The sequence below is a fragment of the Halococcus thailandensis JCM 13552 genome, from assembly GCF_000336715.1.
Lineage (GTDB): Archaea > Halobacteriota > Halobacteria > Halobacteriales > Halococcaceae > Halococcus > Halococcus thailandensis.
The window spans coordinates 56120-70449 of the sequence record NZ_AOMF01000165.1; the positions used below are offsets into that span (position 1 = coordinate 56120).

Annotated in this window: 17 protein-coding genes and 1 tRNA gene; 10 read left to right on the forward strand and 8 right to left on the reverse strand. The window is 67.4% G+C overall.

The window, feature by feature from the left end; all coding sequences use genetic code 11:
- Positions 1 to 15: 15 nt before the first annotated feature.
- A complete protein-coding gene (gene guaB, locus C451_RS13945; protein ID WP_007741538.1) occupies positions 16 to 1500 on the reverse strand; it encodes an IMP dehydrogenase in 1485 nt (494 codons plus the stop codon).
- 124 nt (positions 1501 to 1624) lie between these two features.
- On the opposite strand from guaB, the gene C451_RS13950 reads away from it, so the two are divergent.
- The 7 genes from C451_RS13950 (at position 1625) to C451_RS13975 (ending at position 6110) form a co-directional block, all read left to right on the forward strand.
- A complete protein-coding gene (locus C451_RS13950; protein ID WP_007741539.1) occupies positions 1625 to 1813 on the forward strand; it encodes a hypothetical protein in 189 nt (62 codons plus the stop codon).
- Positions 1810 to 2640 (forward strand): DUF5794 domain-containing protein, encoded by an 831-nt coding sequence (locus C451_RS13955; protein WP_007741540.1) that lies wholly within the window; start codon positions 1810 to 1812, stop codon positions 2638 to 2640. Before C451_RS13950 ends, C451_RS13955 begins: the two co-directional genes overlap by 4 nt.
- Before the next feature lie 32 nt (positions 2641 to 2672).
- Positions 2673 to 2900 (forward strand): DUF5795 family protein, encoded by a 228-nt coding sequence (locus tag C451_RS13960; protein ID WP_007741541.1) that lies wholly within the window; start codon positions 2673 to 2675, stop codon positions 2898 to 2900.
- Between the two features lie 43 nt (positions 2901 to 2943).
- A tRNA-Trp gene (locus tag C451_RS22120) sits at positions 2944 to 3120 on the forward strand.
- Between the two features lie 411 nt (positions 3121 to 3531).
- Positions 3532 to 4827: a DNA polymerase IV gene (gene dinB / locus C451_RS13965; RefSeq protein WP_007741542.1), complete on the forward strand. Its 1296-nt coding sequence runs from the start codon at positions 3532 to 3534 to the stop codon at positions 4825 to 4827.
- A 36-nt stretch (positions 4828 to 4863) separates the two neighbouring features.
- Positions 4864 to 5421 carry a DUF420 domain-containing protein gene (locus C451_RS13970; RefSeq protein ID WP_007741543.1) on the forward strand — a complete coding sequence of 186 codons (558 nt, stop codon included), beginning with the start codon at positions 4864 to 4866 and terminating at the stop codon, positions 5419 to 5421.
- Positions 5422 to 5486: 65 nt separating this feature from the next.
- On the forward strand, positions 5487 to 6110 hold the full coding sequence (locus C451_RS13975; protein ID WP_007741544.1) for a uracil-DNA glycosylase family protein: 624 nt from the start codon (positions 5487 to 5489) through the stop codon (positions 6108 to 6110).
- 6 nt (positions 6111 to 6116) lie between these two features.
- On the opposite strand, the gene C451_RS13980 is transcribed toward C451_RS13975, so the two are convergent.
- From C451_RS13980 to hisC, 6 genes are all read right to left on the reverse strand, one after another.
- On the reverse strand, positions 6117 to 7787 hold the full coding sequence (locus C451_RS13980) for an acyl-CoA synthetase (RefSeq protein WP_007741545.1): 1671 nt from the start codon (positions 7785 to 7787) through the stop codon (positions 6117 to 6119).
- Between the two features lie 85 nt (positions 7788 to 7872).
- Entirely contained in the window at positions 7873 to 8520 is a 648-nt protein-coding gene (tpiA, locus tag C451_RS13985) for a triose-phosphate isomerase (RefSeq protein WP_007741546.1), read from the reverse strand.
- A 51-nt stretch (positions 8521 to 8571) separates the two neighbouring features.
- Positions 8572 to 9096 (reverse strand): multiprotein bridging factor aMBF1, encoded by a 525-nt coding sequence (locus C451_RS13990; protein ID WP_007741547.1) that lies wholly within the window; start codon positions 9094 to 9096, stop codon positions 8572 to 8574.
- Positions 9097 to 9138: 42 nt separating this feature from the next.
- A complete protein-coding gene (locus C451_RS13995) occupies positions 9139 to 9756 on the reverse strand; it encodes a CDP-alcohol phosphatidyltransferase family protein (RefSeq protein ID WP_007741548.1) in 618 nt (205 codons plus the stop codon).
- A 10-nt stretch (positions 9757 to 9766) separates the two neighbouring features.
- Positions 9767 to 10282, reverse strand: a complete 516-nt coding sequence (locus tag C451_RS14000) for an adenylate kinase family protein (RefSeq protein ID WP_007741549.1) — start codon at positions 10280 to 10282, stop codon at positions 9767 to 9769.
- Between the two features lie 2 nt (positions 10283 to 10284).
- Entirely contained in the window at positions 10285 to 11373 is a 1089-nt protein-coding gene (gene hisC, locus C451_RS14005) for a histidinol-phosphate transaminase (RefSeq protein WP_007741550.1), read from the reverse strand.
- A gap of 176 nt (positions 11374 to 11549) precedes the next feature.
- Here hisC and C451_RS14010 point away from each other — a divergent pair, with 176 nt between their 5' ends.
- On the forward strand, positions 11550 to 12017 hold the full coding sequence (locus tag C451_RS14010; protein WP_007741551.1) for a hypothetical protein: 468 nt from the start codon (positions 11550 to 11552) through the stop codon (positions 12015 to 12017).
- Here the strand turns inward: C451_RS14010 and C451_RS14015 are convergent.
- Positions 12004 to 12771 (reverse strand): fumarylacetoacetate hydrolase family protein, encoded by a 768-nt coding sequence (locus C451_RS14015; RefSeq protein ID WP_007741552.1) that lies wholly within the window; start codon positions 12769 to 12771, stop codon positions 12004 to 12006. The genes C451_RS14010 and C451_RS14015 overlap by 14 nt on opposite strands.
- A gap of 110 nt (positions 12772 to 12881) precedes the next feature.
- Between C451_RS14015 and C451_RS14020 the strand changes: the two genes are divergently transcribed.
- Together C451_RS14020 and C451_RS14025 are read left to right on the forward strand one after the other, a co-directional pair.
- The gene (locus C451_RS14020; protein ID WP_007741553.1) at positions 12882 to 13592 is read left to right on the forward strand and encodes a metal-dependent hydrolase; all 711 of its coding nucleotides are present in this window, start codon (positions 12882 to 12884) and stop codon (positions 13590 to 13592) included.
- A gap of 66 nt (positions 13593 to 13658) precedes the next feature.
- Positions 13659 to 14054: an OsmC family protein gene (locus C451_RS14025; RefSeq protein WP_007741554.1), complete on the forward strand. Its 396-nt coding sequence runs from the start codon at positions 13659 to 13661 to the stop codon at positions 14052 to 14054.
- Positions 14055 to 14330 lie beyond the last annotated feature (276 nt).

Sequence of the window (14330 nt, forward strand, 5' to 3'; positions counted from 1 at the left end):
AACTCGCAGTTTCCCTTAGCTGTCCGGGCTGTAGTTCGGCGCTTCGTCGGTGATCACGACGTCGTGGGCGTGGCCCTCGGTCTGGCCGGCCGCCGAGACGCGGACGAACTCGGAGCGACGCTTGAACTCGGGGATCGTTTCGGCCCCGACGTAGCCCATCCCGCTTTTCATCCCGCCGACGAGCTGGAAGAGCTCGCTCTCGACGCTGCCCTTGTACGGTGTCGCGGCCTCGACACCTTCGGGGACGTAGTCCTCGTCCTCGTCGGTGTCCTTGAGATAGCGCTCGCCACCGCCGGACTGCATCGCGCCGACCGAGCCCATCCCCCGGTACTGCTTGTAGCGCTTGCCGTTCATCGTCACCACGCGCCCCGGAGCCTCGTCGGTGCCGGCGAAGTACGATCCGAGCATGACGGCGTCCGCACCCGCCGCGATCGCCTTGATCGCGTCACCCGAGTAGCGGATGCCCCCGTCGGCGATCACGGGGATGTCGTGCTCGCTGGCGACGTCGGCGACCTGCGCGACGGCGGTGATCTGGGGCATGCCCGTGCCCGTGACCACGCGTGTCGTACAGATCGACCCCGGACCGATACCGACCTTGATGCCGTCGGCGAACCCGACGAGCGCCTCGGCGGCCTCGCGCGTCCCGACGTTGCCGACAACCACGTCGGCCTCGACGCTCTCCTCGATCTCGCGGGCGCTCTCGATGACGTTGCGGTTGTGCGCGTGCGCGCAATCGATGAAGAGCACGTCGGCACCGGCCGCGTCGACGGCGGTGGCGCGCTCGCTCTCGAACGGGCCGACGGCGACGCCGACGCGCAGTCGTCCCTCCTCGTCGCGGGCGGCCGAATCGTACTCGCGGCGCTGGAGGATGCCCTGCATCGTCACCAGCCCCGTGAGGTGGTTGCCGTCGTCGACGATCGGCACGCGCTCGATCTTGTGCTCGTACATGAGTTCGAGCGCGTTGCGGGCGTCGACGTCCTCGGGGGCAGTGATGACCTCGTCGGTCATCGCCTCGCGCACCTCGTCGCGATCGCCGACCTCCAGATACGGTCGGATGTCGGTCGCGGAGATGATGCCCAGTACCTCGTCGTCGCCGCTCACGACGGGCGCGCCGCTGACGCCCTCCTCTTCCATCATCGCGTCGACCTCCCGGACGGTTTGATCGGGGCTCGCGGTCACGACCTCGCGGATGACCAGTTCGTCGGCGCGCTTGACGCGATCGACTTCCGCGACGGTCTCCTCGACGTCCATGTTCTGGTGGAGCACGCCGAGCCCGCCCCGACGCGCCATCGCGATCGCCAGCTCGCTCTCGGTGACGGTGTCCATCGCGGCCGAAAGCACGGGGACGGAGAGTTCAACCGACGTCGAGACGCGGCTCGCGGTGTCTGCGTCGTCCGGTTCGACGCGGCTCTCCTTCGGGCGGAGCAGGACGTCGTCGAACGTGAGCGCTTCGGGCACGCGGAGTTTCTCGGAAAACGGCTCCGAACGGTTAGTCGCCATGTAATCGGTGTGGGACCCCGAATCAAAAGCGTTCCGAGAGATCCGTAACTATGCCGATCGTTCATGGGGTTCGTGTGGTCGCGTCTCACAGAACGCTTATAATTGTAACAGTAGTTGTTCGTGTATGGACGTCGCCAGTCCGCCAACCGCACGCATCGCCGCCCCGACGACCCTCGATACCGCGGTCGCCTCGATTTTTACAGCGGCATGCAAACTCACGCTGGCGACGCGAGTCACGAACGGCTGGCGCAGCTCCCCGAACCGTGACTCACACCACCCGTCGGCTCAGGGAGAGAGCCACGCGTCGCCGTGAGTCACTCCCAACACCCGGTCGCGCTCCGCCTCGAGCAGCGCGTCGGCGGCGCGGCCCGCCTGCTGGCGACCGTGATGGCGCTCCCGCTCGTCGACGGCATCTTCCCCGCGATGGTGCTCGCGGGCGCGCTCTCCGATCCGATCGGCATCCTCGAGGTCGGGCTGCTGGTCTTCGGCGGCAGCGCGACCGTCGCGGTGATCCTCGCCGAGATGAGCGGTAGCCGCCGCGAGCGCGTCGAGACGACGCTCGCCGTCGGCGTGGTCGTCCTCGTGCTCGCCGGCGTCGAGGCGGCGCTCGCACCGACGATCGAGAGCCTGCTCGATCTCGTCGTGTTCGAGCGGTTCGCCGCGCTGGTCATCCTCGCGATCGCCGCCAAGACCGCGAGCGCGCGCGTCGGCGAGTATCTCCCGCGCCCGGCGGTCATCGTCGGATTGGGGATGGTCGCGAGCCTCGACCCCGCGAACGCACAGCTCGTCCTGGTTCCCGACTTCACCCTCGTTCTCCGGGGTGTGGCGGCCGCCGGGACGGGCGTGGCCTTCGCGCTCGCGGTCGCCGTCACCAGTCCGTGGCTGCACGACGCCGTGGACATCGACCGCTTCCGCTTCGGCAGCGCGGTCGCGCTCGGCGTGCTCGGACTCTCGGTGCTCGGGCTCGTTCCCGACGACGCACCGCTCGCGCTAGCGGTACTCGGGGTCACGACGCTGCTCGCGTTCGATCCCGGCGAGGTCGACGAAGAGTCGGGCGAGGCAACGGCCGAGGAGACCACGGCGAGCACGACGGCCGACGAGGAGACCGACATCGGTCCCGACCGCGCACCCTGGTTGTAAGGGTTTAGGGTTCTCGTCCACAAACGCCGCGCATGGCCGACAACCGCGTCGTCGAGGGACGGATGGTCACGCCGGAAGCGCTCGCCGAACTCATCGAGGGCGACGACGTGATGGACGCCGAACCGATCACCGACGCCGACCGCGACTGTCCGGAGTGTGGCGGCGGCGTGCTCGAAGTCGGCTACATGCCGTCGATCACCGAGTTCGTCACCGGCCAGAAGTGCCAGGACTGTGACTGGAGCACGACCGATCGCGAGTAGCAACCGAAATGGGTTTAGGTGGTTTCGTTCTATGGTGGGCCACGGGGTCGTGGCCAAGTCAGGTATGGCGACTGACTCCAGAGGCACCGCGCCCGGGACGACACTCCAGACTGATATACAGAGCGGCCGACTGATCATCGCCCGCCGTGACGACCCTCTGGAGGACCGAGGCGCGACCGGAGATATCAGTCGATCGGGGGTTCAAATCCCTCCGACCCCACTTGCTGTCGCGAACAATCCGTGAGCGACAGCAAGAGGAGGGAAGAGGATTTGTGGCAGAGAAGTCGAAACCTGCGAGCGAAGCGAGCAGGTCCGTCTTCGCGTGGTTCACGATCCCTCCAACCCCACTGTGCCGTTCGAGAAAACGTCAGAATCGTCGAGCTGCGCGTTCGTGATCGGGGGAGAAAACCATCCGATCGCCGTTACGGGTCGAGATGTTCGGTGTTGCTCTCCTCTGCGGTGTAGCTGAGAGCGAGCGCACGCCGGAGCCGCCGGAGGGGATATCTGATTGCCGTCATGTTGTCTGACGCATGTCACTGTTTCACAGTATCCGTAATAAACTTTGTGTCGATCCGACGTGTTCGATCGGTCGTTTGGCAACCCTCATTGGTGTCGCGCGAGTGGTTGTCGTATGGCCGAACACGGCGGACAGCGCCTGCCCGGCGTCGACGACGGCGCTCCCCGCATCGTGTTCCACGTGGACATGGACTGCTTCTACGCCGCCTGCGAGCGCCGCCGAAAGCCCGATCTGCAAGACGAACCCGTCGTCGTCGGGATGGGCTACGAGGCTGGCGAGAGCCACGGCGCGGTCGCCACCGCGAGCTACGAGGCCCGCACCCACGGGATCGAGAGCGCGCAGGCCATCTCGACGGCGCTCGACCGCCTCCCCCGCATCGAGGACGCGAGCGCGGACGAACCCGCCGGCCACTATCTCCCCGTCGATCTCGACTACTACGAGACGGTGGGCGAGGAAGTACGAGACATCCTCCACGACTGCGCCGACGTCGTTCGCGAGGTGAGCATCGACGAGGCCGCGCTCGACGTCACCGAGCGAACCTCGTGGCAGCGCGTCGACGATCGGACACTCGCCGAGGGCTACGCCCGCCACATCAAGGAGCGTATCGCCGACGAGGTGGGCGTCGTCGCGAGCATCGGCGTCGCACCGAACATGAGCGCCGCGAAGGTCGCCGCCGACAGCGAGAAACCCGACGGACTCACCACCGTCGAACCCGGCGACGTGGCCGAGTTCTTCGCGCCGCTCGACGTCGAGGACGTCCACGGCGTCGGCCCCGTCACCGCTCGCGAATGTCGCGAGATGGGCATCGAGACGGCGGGCGATCTCGCGGCGGCCGATCCGAACAGACTCGACGAGCGCTTCGGCGAGCGCGGCCGCGAGATCCGATCGTTCGCCCGCGGTGACGACAGCCGCCAGGTGACGCCCGTCGGTCGCCCGAAGAGCCTCTCGCGCGAGTCGGCGTTCACCGACGCCACCGACGATATGGGTGCGCTCCGCGAACGCGTCGCGGCGCTCGCGACCGCCGTCGCCGAGCGCGCCGACCGCGAGGACGCGCTCTATCGCACCATCGGGATCAAGGTCGTCACGCCACCGTTCGACGTCAACACCCGCGCGCGTTCGCTGCCCGGGCCGGTGGCCGACGCCGATCTCGTCTCGGAGGTCGCGCTCGATCTTCTCGACGAGTTCGACGACGCCACAGTCAGGAAGGTCGGGGTCAGAGTGTCGAACCTCGCCTTCGCGACCGGCGAGCAGGCCAGTCTCGACGGTTTCGAATCCTCGACCCGCGGACGAGCCGACGGCGGCACCGAACGATCCGGGGAGACGGATACCGACGAGACAGCCGATCGGTCGGAATCACCCGCCGAACCGACCGACGGCCAGGCGCACTTCGACGACTTCGCGGAGGAATAAACAAGCTACAAGCCGGCCACCATCCAAGCCCGAGTCATGGAGTTTCGCGCACGTAATCACGTGCCAGCGCTGACAGGAGTGCTCTCGCTGCTCTCGCTCGGCCTCGTCTTTGGGGCCGTTCTCGGACTGTTCGATGGGGCTCTCCCCCGAGCGCCGATGGCGGTGCTCGATGCCATCCCCACAGTGAACGCCCTCGTCAGCGCGCTCGCCGTCGGCACGATCGCAACCGGCTGGCGGGCGATCAGACGCGGCGCTGTCGCCCGCCACCGCGCACTGATGGGTGTCTCGCTCGTGCTGTTCGTCACCTTCCTCGCGCTCTATCTCTACCGCGTCTCGCTGCTCGGGCCGGCACCGTTCCCCGGTCCCGAGACGATCTATCAGTTCGTCTATCTGCCGGTGCTCGCGATCCACATCACGCTCGCCATCGTCTGTATCCCGCTGCTCTACTACGTCCTCCTGCTCGCGCTCACCCGACCGATCGCGACGCTCCCGGAGACGAACCATCCGCGTGTCGGTCGCGTCGCCGCCTCGCTGTGGATGATCTCGTTCGCGCTCGGGATCGTCGTCTATCTGCTGTCGTACATCATCTACTGACGGTTTTTGCTCCCGCTATCGATCGAAACCCGCACGCATTTGTTCGCAGCGGCCGGACGCCCGCCGTGCAAAACGTCACCGATCGCACGAGCAACCCCTTCGGCATGCGTCCGCCCTGCGACCGGTTCGTGCCCGGCTACGGCGACGCGAACGCGGCGCTCCACCTCGTCGGCGACCACCCCGGCGTCCACGGCGGGCTCGACACGGAGGTTCCGTTCACGAACGCCGCCGGCCGTCGCCTGCTTTCGGTCTTCGCCGACGTGGGGCTGCTCGACGACCCCGACGCCGACACCCCCACCCTCGACGATCTGTATCTCTCCTATCTCCACCTCTGTGCCGGCGATCCGACGCCGGAGTCGTACGCCGACTGCGAGCGCTTCTTCGACGCCGAACTCCGCGCCATCGGCGCGCACGTCCTGCTCCCCGTCGGCGAGCGCGCGACCGAGCAGATCCTGCAGACCTACACCGCCCGGACCCCGCCGCAGCCGCTGGCGATGGAGGACCTCCACGCCACCGAGCTCCGCGGCAGCGGCTGGCTCGTCGTCCCGATCGTCGATCCACGGGACTGGACCGACGACCACGCCGATCGGCTGCGCGAGTCGCTCGAAACGCTGCTGGCCACCGACTACCGCCGCGAGGCCGAGCTCGGGCGGTTCATGCCCGGTGACGAGCCGTATATCGTCCGCTGATCGGGCTCATTCGGTCGGGTCGGCCGTCCTGTCGCGCAGCTCCGTCCGTCGGATCTTTCCAGTCACCGTCTTCGGCAGTTCGTCGACGAACTCCACCTCGCGGGGGTACTCGTGGGCCGAGAGTTCCTCGCGGACGTGGGTTTGGAGCTCGTCGGCGAGCTCCTCCGAGCCGGTTCCCTCGTCGGTGAGCACGACGTAGGCCTTGACGATATTGCCTCGTTCTCTGTCGGGTTTCGGGACGACGGCGGCCTCGGCGACCGTCGGATGCTCGCCCAGAGAACTCTCGACCTCGAAGGGACCGATCCGGTAGCCCGACGAGAGGATCACGTCGTCGGCGCGGCCCTCGAACCAGAAGTAGCCGTCCTCGTCGAGATGGGCGAGATCGCCCGAGAGATACCACTCGCCGTCGGGCCCGTCGACGAAACAGTCGGCAGTCTTCTCGGGATTCTCCCAGAACTCGGCGAAGAACGAAGGGAAATCGCCGCGGTGGGCGATCTCACCCGTCTCGCCCGGATCGAGCATCTCGCCGGTCGCGGGATCGACGATCGCCGATTCGATGCCGGGCAGGGGTTTGCCCATGCTCCCCGGCCGGAGCTCCATCGTCGGATAGTTGTTGATCACCATGTTCCCGGTCTCGGTCTGGCCGTAAGTGTCGAGGATCGTCACGCCGAGTGCCTCCTCACCCCACTCGACGACGCCGCCCGAGAGCGGTTCGCCGATCGAGAGCGCGTGGCGCAGATCGAGATCGACATCGGTGAGAACGGTCTCGTTGGTCCGAAGCATCCGGTAGGCCGTCGGCACCGAGAACAGCACTGTGACGGGGAGCTCGTCGAGCACGCCGGCCCACTCGTCGGGATCGAACTCGCCCTCGTAGGCGAGCTGGCTCGTCCCCCAGAACCACGCGCCGAGCGCGTTGATCGGTCCCGTGAGCCAGCCGAGATCGGCCGTCGACCAGTAGAGATCGTCGTCCTGGAGATCGACCGCGTAGCGCTGAGTGGCCGCGACGCCCGCGACCCAGCGATGCTTGTGCAGCACGCCCTTCGCCAGCCCGGTCGTGCCACTGGTGTAGTAGAGCAGAGCGTTCTCCTCGCCACTCGTTTCGACCGCCTCGTAGTCGGCGCTCGCGTCGGCCGTCGCCGCGGCGAAATCCACGTCATCGTCGGCCACGCCGTCGCCTCGATCGACCGTGATGACCGTCTCGACGCTCGCAACGTCGTCGAGCGCACGCTCGACCGTCTCACGGTTCTCCGAGGTCGTCACGACCGCGCTGGCATCGCAGTCGCCCAGTCGATAGGCGATGCCCTCGGGGCCGAACCGTTCGTTGACGCCGCCGAACACCGCCCCGCGCTTCAGCGTGCCGACGAGGGAGACGTAGTGGGCCGGGATCCGCGGGAGATAGGTGAACACCCTGTCGCCCCGTTCGATGCCCTCTGATTCGAGCACGTTCGCGAACCGGCTCGACCGGTCGGCGAGATCGTCGAACGTCAGCGTCTCGCGCTCGCCGGCGGTGCCGACGTACTCCAGTGCGATGCGTCCGGAGCCGTCGGCGTGGCGATCGCAGACCTCGTGGCCAATGTTGAACGTCTCGGGCGCGTCCCAGTCGGCCTCGGCGTAGATATCGTCCCAGGAAAACTCCTCGCGGGCGGCCTCGTAGTCGGGCAAGTTGTGCGTTGCCATACCCCGACTACTGCCACGCCCATCATCAATGATGTTCATACAGAACTGACAGCTCTACGCGGGCGCGAACGACGGACGGCGGGTGTTACGAAAGCGGTTCGACCAGATCGGCGAGCGCTGCACGCGGATCGTCGGCTTTCGCCACACCGCTCGCGAGCAACACTCCTGTGGCGCCCAGCTCGCCCGCCGCGTCGAGGTCCTCACCCGACGAGATGCCCGCCCCGCAGAGCACGTCGACCGAGTCGTCGACGGCCTCGGCGGCCGCGACGGCGTCCTCGACGATATCGGGATCGGCCTGGCTCACCGAGACATCGCCGCCGATGAGTTCGGGTGGTTCGACTGCCACGGCGTCCGGTCCGAGCGCCGCCGCCGCACCCACCTGTGCAGGGTTGTTCGCACAGACGATCGTTTCGAGATCGGCCCGTTCGGCGGCGTCGAGCGCTCCGTCGACGTCGGCGAGGCGAAGCCGGCGCTCGGAGTGATTGATCAGGGTACCGTCCGCGCCCGCCATCGCCGCCGCCTCGGCGAGCGTGCTGCCCGTGTGACTACCGTGCTCGACGGGCGAGACGTGCTGTGCCCACGTCTCCACTCCTGTGTCGGCGACCGCCGCGAGCCGGGCAGCCTGGGGCGCGACGGCGATCCGGACGCCCGATTCCTCGCCGACCTCGCGCGCCGCAGTGGCGATCCCGACCGCGTCGGCCGCGTAGGCCTTCAGATTGACCAGAACGAACATGGTTGGACGGGAGCCGCGACGAACAAATAGGTTGCGAGGTCGGTGTCGGTCTCAGGAGTCCTTTCGCTGCACGACGTCGCCGAGGGTGTACTCGCCCGTCGAGGCACCACCCTCCCATTCCGTATCCTCGACACCGCCTTCGGTGAGCGTGATGTCGAGCTTGCGTTCGAGCTTGCCCTGCACGCTGTCGCTCGGCAGGCTCGCGCCGCGTTCGAGCTTGCGGATGAGGCTCGCCTTCTCGTTGAGCTCCTTGGCCAGCTCGTCCTGGCTCAGTCCCGCCGACTCGCGCGCGTTCCGGATGCGCTCGTCGTAGTCCTGGACGACCTCCTCCATGTCGTCGAACATGTCGTGACGCCGCGTGTTGCTCGAACCGCTCGCCCCGCCGGCGCTCGACGAGCCGTCCGACCCACCCGACGAGGAGTCGGTCGAGTACTTCGTCGAGGCACTCCCGGTCGACTGCTGCTCGACCTCGGTGCCGAAGTCCGCACAGTCGTCGCAGACGTCGAGTTCAGCACCCTCGATCTCGACCGTCGTCGGAGAAGACGTCTCCGCACCGCACATCTCACACTGAACCATGTCGGTGGAAGGCCACCCGCCCGTATAAAACGTCCGCCGTGCTCATCGCCCGGGCGAGAGCGCGTTCCAGGCGTGCGAGAGGCGCTGAAGCGCGGTCAGATGGCCGACGACGGCCAGCACGACCAGCAGCCAGCCGACCAGTCCCACGTCGAAGAGGGAGGGAGCGACGAACGCCGCGATCGCCGTCACGATCCCGATGAGTGCGAGCCGATCCGCACGACCGAGCAACCCTCCGTACACCCGATCGAGACCGACCGCCTGTGCCTGCGTGCCGAGATAGGAGGTCATGAGCACCCCTGTCACGGCGACGATCCCCAACAGCATTCGCTCGATACCGATCGCGAGCCCGACGACCAGCACGATGTCGGCGTACCGATCGAGCACGTGATCGAGCAGGTCGCCGGCCGGCGAGGCAGTATTGAGTCGGCGGGCGAGCGCGCCGTCGAGGAGATCGAGCGCGCCGTTCAGCCCCACGAGCACTGCACCGACGAGATACCACAGCGACTCGCCGCCCGCGAGGGCGTAGGCGACACCCGCCGCGCCCGCGAGGACGAACGCGAGCGCGCTCACCCCGTTCGGTGTCAGCCCCGCGCGGGCAGCCAGGCCGACGAACGGCTCCAGGAGTCGATCGGCGAGCGAGCGGTACTGATCGAGCGTCATCGACGGTCACTCATAGCGACACCGTGTCGAGAAACGACACCGTTCCGGCGCTCGGCTCGCGCTCGCCGGCGACGACGCGCTCGATCTCGCTCGCGACGTCGTCGGGATCGCGCTCGGTCGCGTCGATCTCGTAGACGTTCTCGATCCCGTGCTCCTCGACGGCCTCGGAGAGGATCACGTCGAGCGCCTCGCTCTCTCGGTTCTCCGCGATCGTTTCCTCGGACTCGCCGCGGGCGGTGAGACGCTCGCCGAGTTCGTCGGGGTGGCAGCGCAGTACGACCACTCGGTCGGCCGGCAGTCGGTGGGCGAGATGTGACTCGACGAGTTCGATCTCATGGCTCTCCCCTTCGTCGAGAGCAGCAGCGACCGCGTCCATATCGGCGACGAGACTGCCGCGGCGCTCGTCGGTGCCCGAATCGAGTCCCTCTGCGCGAATACGATCGTTCAGATGCACCACCGCGCGATCGAGGCGCTCGGTCGCGGTCGTCTTGCCCGTGCCTGGCGTCCCAGTGACGACGATCCGCATGCTCACGCGAGCACCTCGTTGATCGTTTCCACCGCGCGTCGCGTTTCGGCCTCGGTGCCACAGGAGATCCGGATGCAGTCGGGGAGTCCGAAGCTCGAACAGTCCCGGACGATGACGCCCTGTCGTTTCGCTGCCTCCGCGACCGCCGTGGCGTCGCCCACCTCGACGAGGACGAAGTTGCCCGCGCTCGGGTAGGTTACGGCATCGAGTTCGTCGTGCATGAACTCACGCGCCCAGCGGACGCTCTCGACGGTCTCCTCGACGTGTTCGTGATCGTCGAGCGCGGCGAGCCCGGCCCGGCAGGCGATCGCGCTGGCCGCGAACGGGGTGTTCACACGCTCGTACGCTTCAGCCCATTCGTCGGGCACCAGAGCGTAGCCGAGACGCACGCCCGCCAGCCCGTACACCTTCGAGAACGTCCGGAGCACGGCGACGTCGTCGCGGGCGTCCCACCCGTCATTGCCCTCGACGAGCGCGAGTGCGCTCGGAACGTCGGCGAACTCGCCGTAGGCCTCGTCGACGACCGTGAGGGTTTCGTCGTCGGTCCCCTCGGCGATCGCCTCGATCGTGTCGAGGCTCGCGGTCGTTCCGGTCGGGTTGTGCGGGCTCGTCAGATAGACGATACGCTCGCCGTCGTACGATTCGAGCACGGTTTCGGGCGTCTGTGCGAACCCCTCGGATTGGGCCAGTTCGTACGTGTTCACGCATCCGTGGTGATAGCGCGCGCTCATGCCGTAGTAGGCGAACCCGGGCCGGGAGACGAGAACCGAGTCCCCCGGATCGAGCAGTGCGCGCGAGAGGTAGTCGAGCGCGCCGTCGCCGCCGTTGGCGAGCCAGACCTGCTCGGAGTCGACCGCCCAGCGCTCGGCGATGCGCTCGGTCAGATCCGTGTGGGCGCTCTTCGGATAGCTGTGGACCGTCGCGGCACCGTCGCGGATGGCGGCGGCCGCCGCCGGACTCGGCCCGTGTGGGTTCTCGTTCGAGGAGAGCGTCACCAGCTCGGCGGGATCGAGCCCCAGTTCGCGGGCGACCTCCTCGCTCCCCCGGCCCGCCGCGTAGACGGCGTGGTCGGAGAGGTCCCGTGGCTGCATGGTTGGACGAACGGATGACGGGGTTTAAGCGTACTCACCCAGCGCGGCAGCGACACGATCGTGGTTCGACCCTCGCCACGCGCCGACTACCCGCGTCTCGACCGACTCGGTTCATAACTGTACGATTGCTGGCATCCGAAAGCACATAATCCACCCGGGCGAGGAGTCCGTATCGGATGGATCGCACGGATACAATCGCCTTCACGGTGCGCTTTCTCGGTGCGGTGCTGTTGGCCATCGGCATCGGTGCGGCCGTGGTCGGCGGCTACGCGCTGTTCCAGGAGGACCTGGGGCTGTGTGGCAACCCGCTCCTCGAAGTCAGTTCGCCGAGCGCGTCGGCCAGCGGCCCCACACTCGCCGCGAGCGACCTCTCGGGCCCCGAACGCGCCGCGCTCGACGAGGCGGTCAACGGTCCCACGAGCGACGGAGAGATCGACGGGCCGATCCGGACGGACGCGCTGCGCGAGGGCACGGTCGTCAGCTATCAGGGCGATCGCTACTACGCGGCCATCGGCTCGCTGAACGAGTGCGTATCGATCGATCCGCTCGTCTTCCCGCTCGGGATGGCGCTGGTCGCACTTGGCGGTATCGCCTACGTCAGCCCGACGCTCCGGCGCTGGTTCGAGTCGCTCATGGGATCGTAACCGAGTGCGAGAGCGTGCCGATCCCCTCGATCTCGATGGCGACCTGATCGCCGTCCGCGAGCGGGCCGACACCAGCCGGCGTCCCCGTCGAAATCACGTCGCCCGGTTCGAGCGTCATGTAGGTCGTGATCTCCGCGACGAGTTCGGGGATCGAGAAGATGAACTCCTCGCGCGAGGAGTGCTGTCTGCGCTCGCCGTTGACCCGGAGTTCGATCGTCGCGTCGTCGGGCACTTCGTCGGGGCTCGCGAGCAGCGGTCCCATCGGCGCGGCGTCGTCGAATGCCTTCCCGCGCACCCAGTTCTGCTCGGCGCGCTGGTCGTCGCGGTTCGAGATATCGTCGACGCAGGTGAACCCTCGAACGACGTCCATCGCGTCGGCTTCGGCGACGTTGCGACACTGCGTATCGATGACGACGCCGAGCTCCGCCTCGTAGTCGATGCGTTCCTTGTCGGGCAGCAGTTCCACAGTTTGGTTGTGGCTCGCGACGGTGTTCGGGCCCTTGAGGAAGAGTAGCGGCCGATCGGGGATCTCCTTGTCCTGTTCTTCGGCGTGGCCCCGGTAGTTCAGCCCGACGCAGACGATCTTCGAGGGGTCGGTCGGAGCGAGCACGTCCACCTCCGCGGGCGTGTAACTGTCGTCCGAGACGGAGAGACGACCCCCGGGGCCGGCGCTGGCGGTGATGCGGTTCTCGGCCGCGTCCCAGCTGCCGGTGCGGACGTCGCCGTTCGGATCGCGGAACCTGACGCGGTGCATGTCGGCCCCTCGTCGCCCGCCCTGATAAACCCATACACAGCGGGCAGCACGCCACGCGCTGCGTGCTCGCCTACAGTATTAAGTACGTCACGCGACTACCGAGGAGCGCAATGGAACTCACCTGGCACGGCCACTCGACCTGGCACGTCACCGTCGGCGACACCAGCCTGCTCATCGACCCCTTCTTCGACAACCCTCATACCGAGATGGAGCCGGCGGAGATCGACCAGCCAGATTACGTCCTCCTCACCCACGGCCACGCGGACCACATCGCCCACGCCGGCGAGTTCACCGACGCGACCGTGGTCGCCCCCGTCGAGGTCGCCGCCTACGTCGAGGAAGAGATGGGTGCCGACGACACGATCGGCATGAACATCGGCGGCACGGTCGAGTGTGGCGACGCCCACGTGACGATGCACCGCGCCGACCACACGAGCGGCATCGACATGGGCTACGAGTACGAACTCGGCAACCCGGCGGGCTATCTCGTCAGCGACGAACAGCCGGGCCCCGACGGCACGGGCACCTCGTTCTACCACGCTGGCGACACCGGACTGATGAGCGAGATGAAAGACGTCATCGCGCCCTACCTCCAGCCCGACGCCGTGGCGCTCCCGATCGGCGATCACTTCACGATGGGCATCTGGCAGGCCGCCATCGCTGCCGACTGGCTGGAGGCCCCACACGTCTTCCCGATGCACTACGACACCATGCCACCGCTCGAAGCCGATCCCGAGGAGTTCGTCGACGCAGTCGACGAACACGCCCCCGACAGCGAGGTCCACGTCCTCGACGACGACGGCTCGTTCACGCTCGACTGATCGTCGTTCGTGAACGGCCCACACGACCGGGATGCTTACGGGTCCGGCGCTCGCATGGCCGGTGCAATGGCAGATATCAACGTTACGAGCACGTCCGACGAAGGGTTCGCCACGACCAGTCAGCTCGGCGACTTCGAGCTCACGATCGACGCCACCGGCGAGGAGGGTCCCGACCCGAACGAGACGCTCGTCGCCGACTACGCCTCCTGCTACATCCCGGCGTTCCGCGTCGGTGCCCAGCAGCGCGACCACGACGATCTCGGCAAAGTAGAGATCGACGCTGCAGCCGATCTCGACGATGACGACGACCTCGAATCGATCAGCTTCGACATCAGCGTCGAGGCCGACCTCGACGGCGAGGAAGACGAGATCGCCGAGCGCGGCGAGGAGATCTGTCACGTCCACTCGGCGCTGCGCGAGGAGCTCCACGCCGACATCTCCGTCGAGAGCGACGCGTTCTAGAAACCCACTTTTTTAGAAGGGGTCCTCGGTCGCGCTTCGCGCTCCCTCGAACCCCTTCCAAAAACCTGGACTAAAAACTCCCGCTCACTCGCGCCTTCGGCGCTCGTTCACGGCGAACCGCCTCACTGCGTTCGTGCGGACGCATCACCACCGCAACCGCACAGCACCGCAGAAGCCCTCGGGCGCTCACTCCGTTCGCGCCCTCGCCCTTCATCCACCAGGCACCGCACGGCAACCGCACCGCCGCGGCCGCACCGCCACGCACATTCAGTCATG

Bases quoted from the DNA above. Each gene is read 5' to 3' on its own strand.
- hisC (WP_007741550.1), bottom strand. From the start codon at position 11,373: ATGCAGCCACGGGACCTCTCCGACCACGCCGTCTACGCGGCGGGCCGG.
- C451_RS13995 (WP_007741548.1), bottom strand. From the start codon at position 9,756: ATGACGCTCGATCAGTACCGCTCGCTCGCCGATCGACTCCTGGAGCCG.
- C451_RS13950 (WP_007741539.1), top strand. From the start codon at position 1,625: ATGGACGTCGCCAGTCCGCCAACCGCACGCATCGCCGCCCCGACGACC.
- guaB (WP_007741538.1), bottom strand. From the start codon at position 1,500: ATGGCGACTAACCGTTCGGAGCCGTTTTCCGAGAAACTCCGCGTGCCC.
- C451_RS14025 (WP_007741554.1), top strand. From the start codon at position 13,659: ATGGCAGATATCAACGTTACGAGCACGTCCGACGAAGGGTTCGCCACG.
- C451_RS14000 (WP_007741549.1), bottom strand. From the start codon at position 10,282: ATGCGGATCGTCGTCACTGGGACGCCAGGCACGGGCAAGACGACCGCG.
- C451_RS14010 (WP_007741551.1), top strand. From the start codon at position 11,550: ATGGATCGCACGGATACAATCGCCTTCACGGTGCGCTTTCTCGGTGCG.
- dinB (WP_007741542.1), top strand. From the start codon at position 3,532: ATGGCCGAACACGGCGGACAGCGCCTGCCCGGCGTCGACGACGGCGCT.
- C451_RS13980 (WP_007741545.1), bottom strand. From the start codon at position 7,787: ATGGCAACGCACAACTTGCCCGACTACGAGGCCGCCCGCGAGGAGTTT.
- C451_RS13970 (WP_007741543.1), top strand. From the start codon at position 4,864: ATGGAGTTTCGCGCACGTAATCACGTGCCAGCGCTGACAGGAGTGCTC.
- C451_RS14020 (WP_007741553.1), top strand. From the start codon at position 12,882: ATGGAACTCACCTGGCACGGCCACTCGACCTGGCACGTCACCGTCGGC.
- C451_RS13960 (WP_007741541.1), top strand. From the start codon at position 2,673: ATGGCCGACAACCGCGTCGTCGAGGGACGGATGGTCACGCCGGAAGCG.
- C451_RS14015 (WP_007741552.1), bottom strand. From the start codon at position 12,771: ATGCACCGCGTCAGGTTCCGCGATCCGAACGGCGACGTCCGCACCGGC.
- tpiA (WP_007741546.1), bottom strand. From the start codon at position 8,520: ATGTTCGTTCTGGTCAATCTGAAGGCCTACGCGGCCGACGCGGTCGGG.
- C451_RS13990 (WP_007741547.1), bottom strand. From the start codon at position 9,096: ATGGTTCAGTGTGAGATGTGCGGTGCGGAGACGTCTTCTCCGACGACG.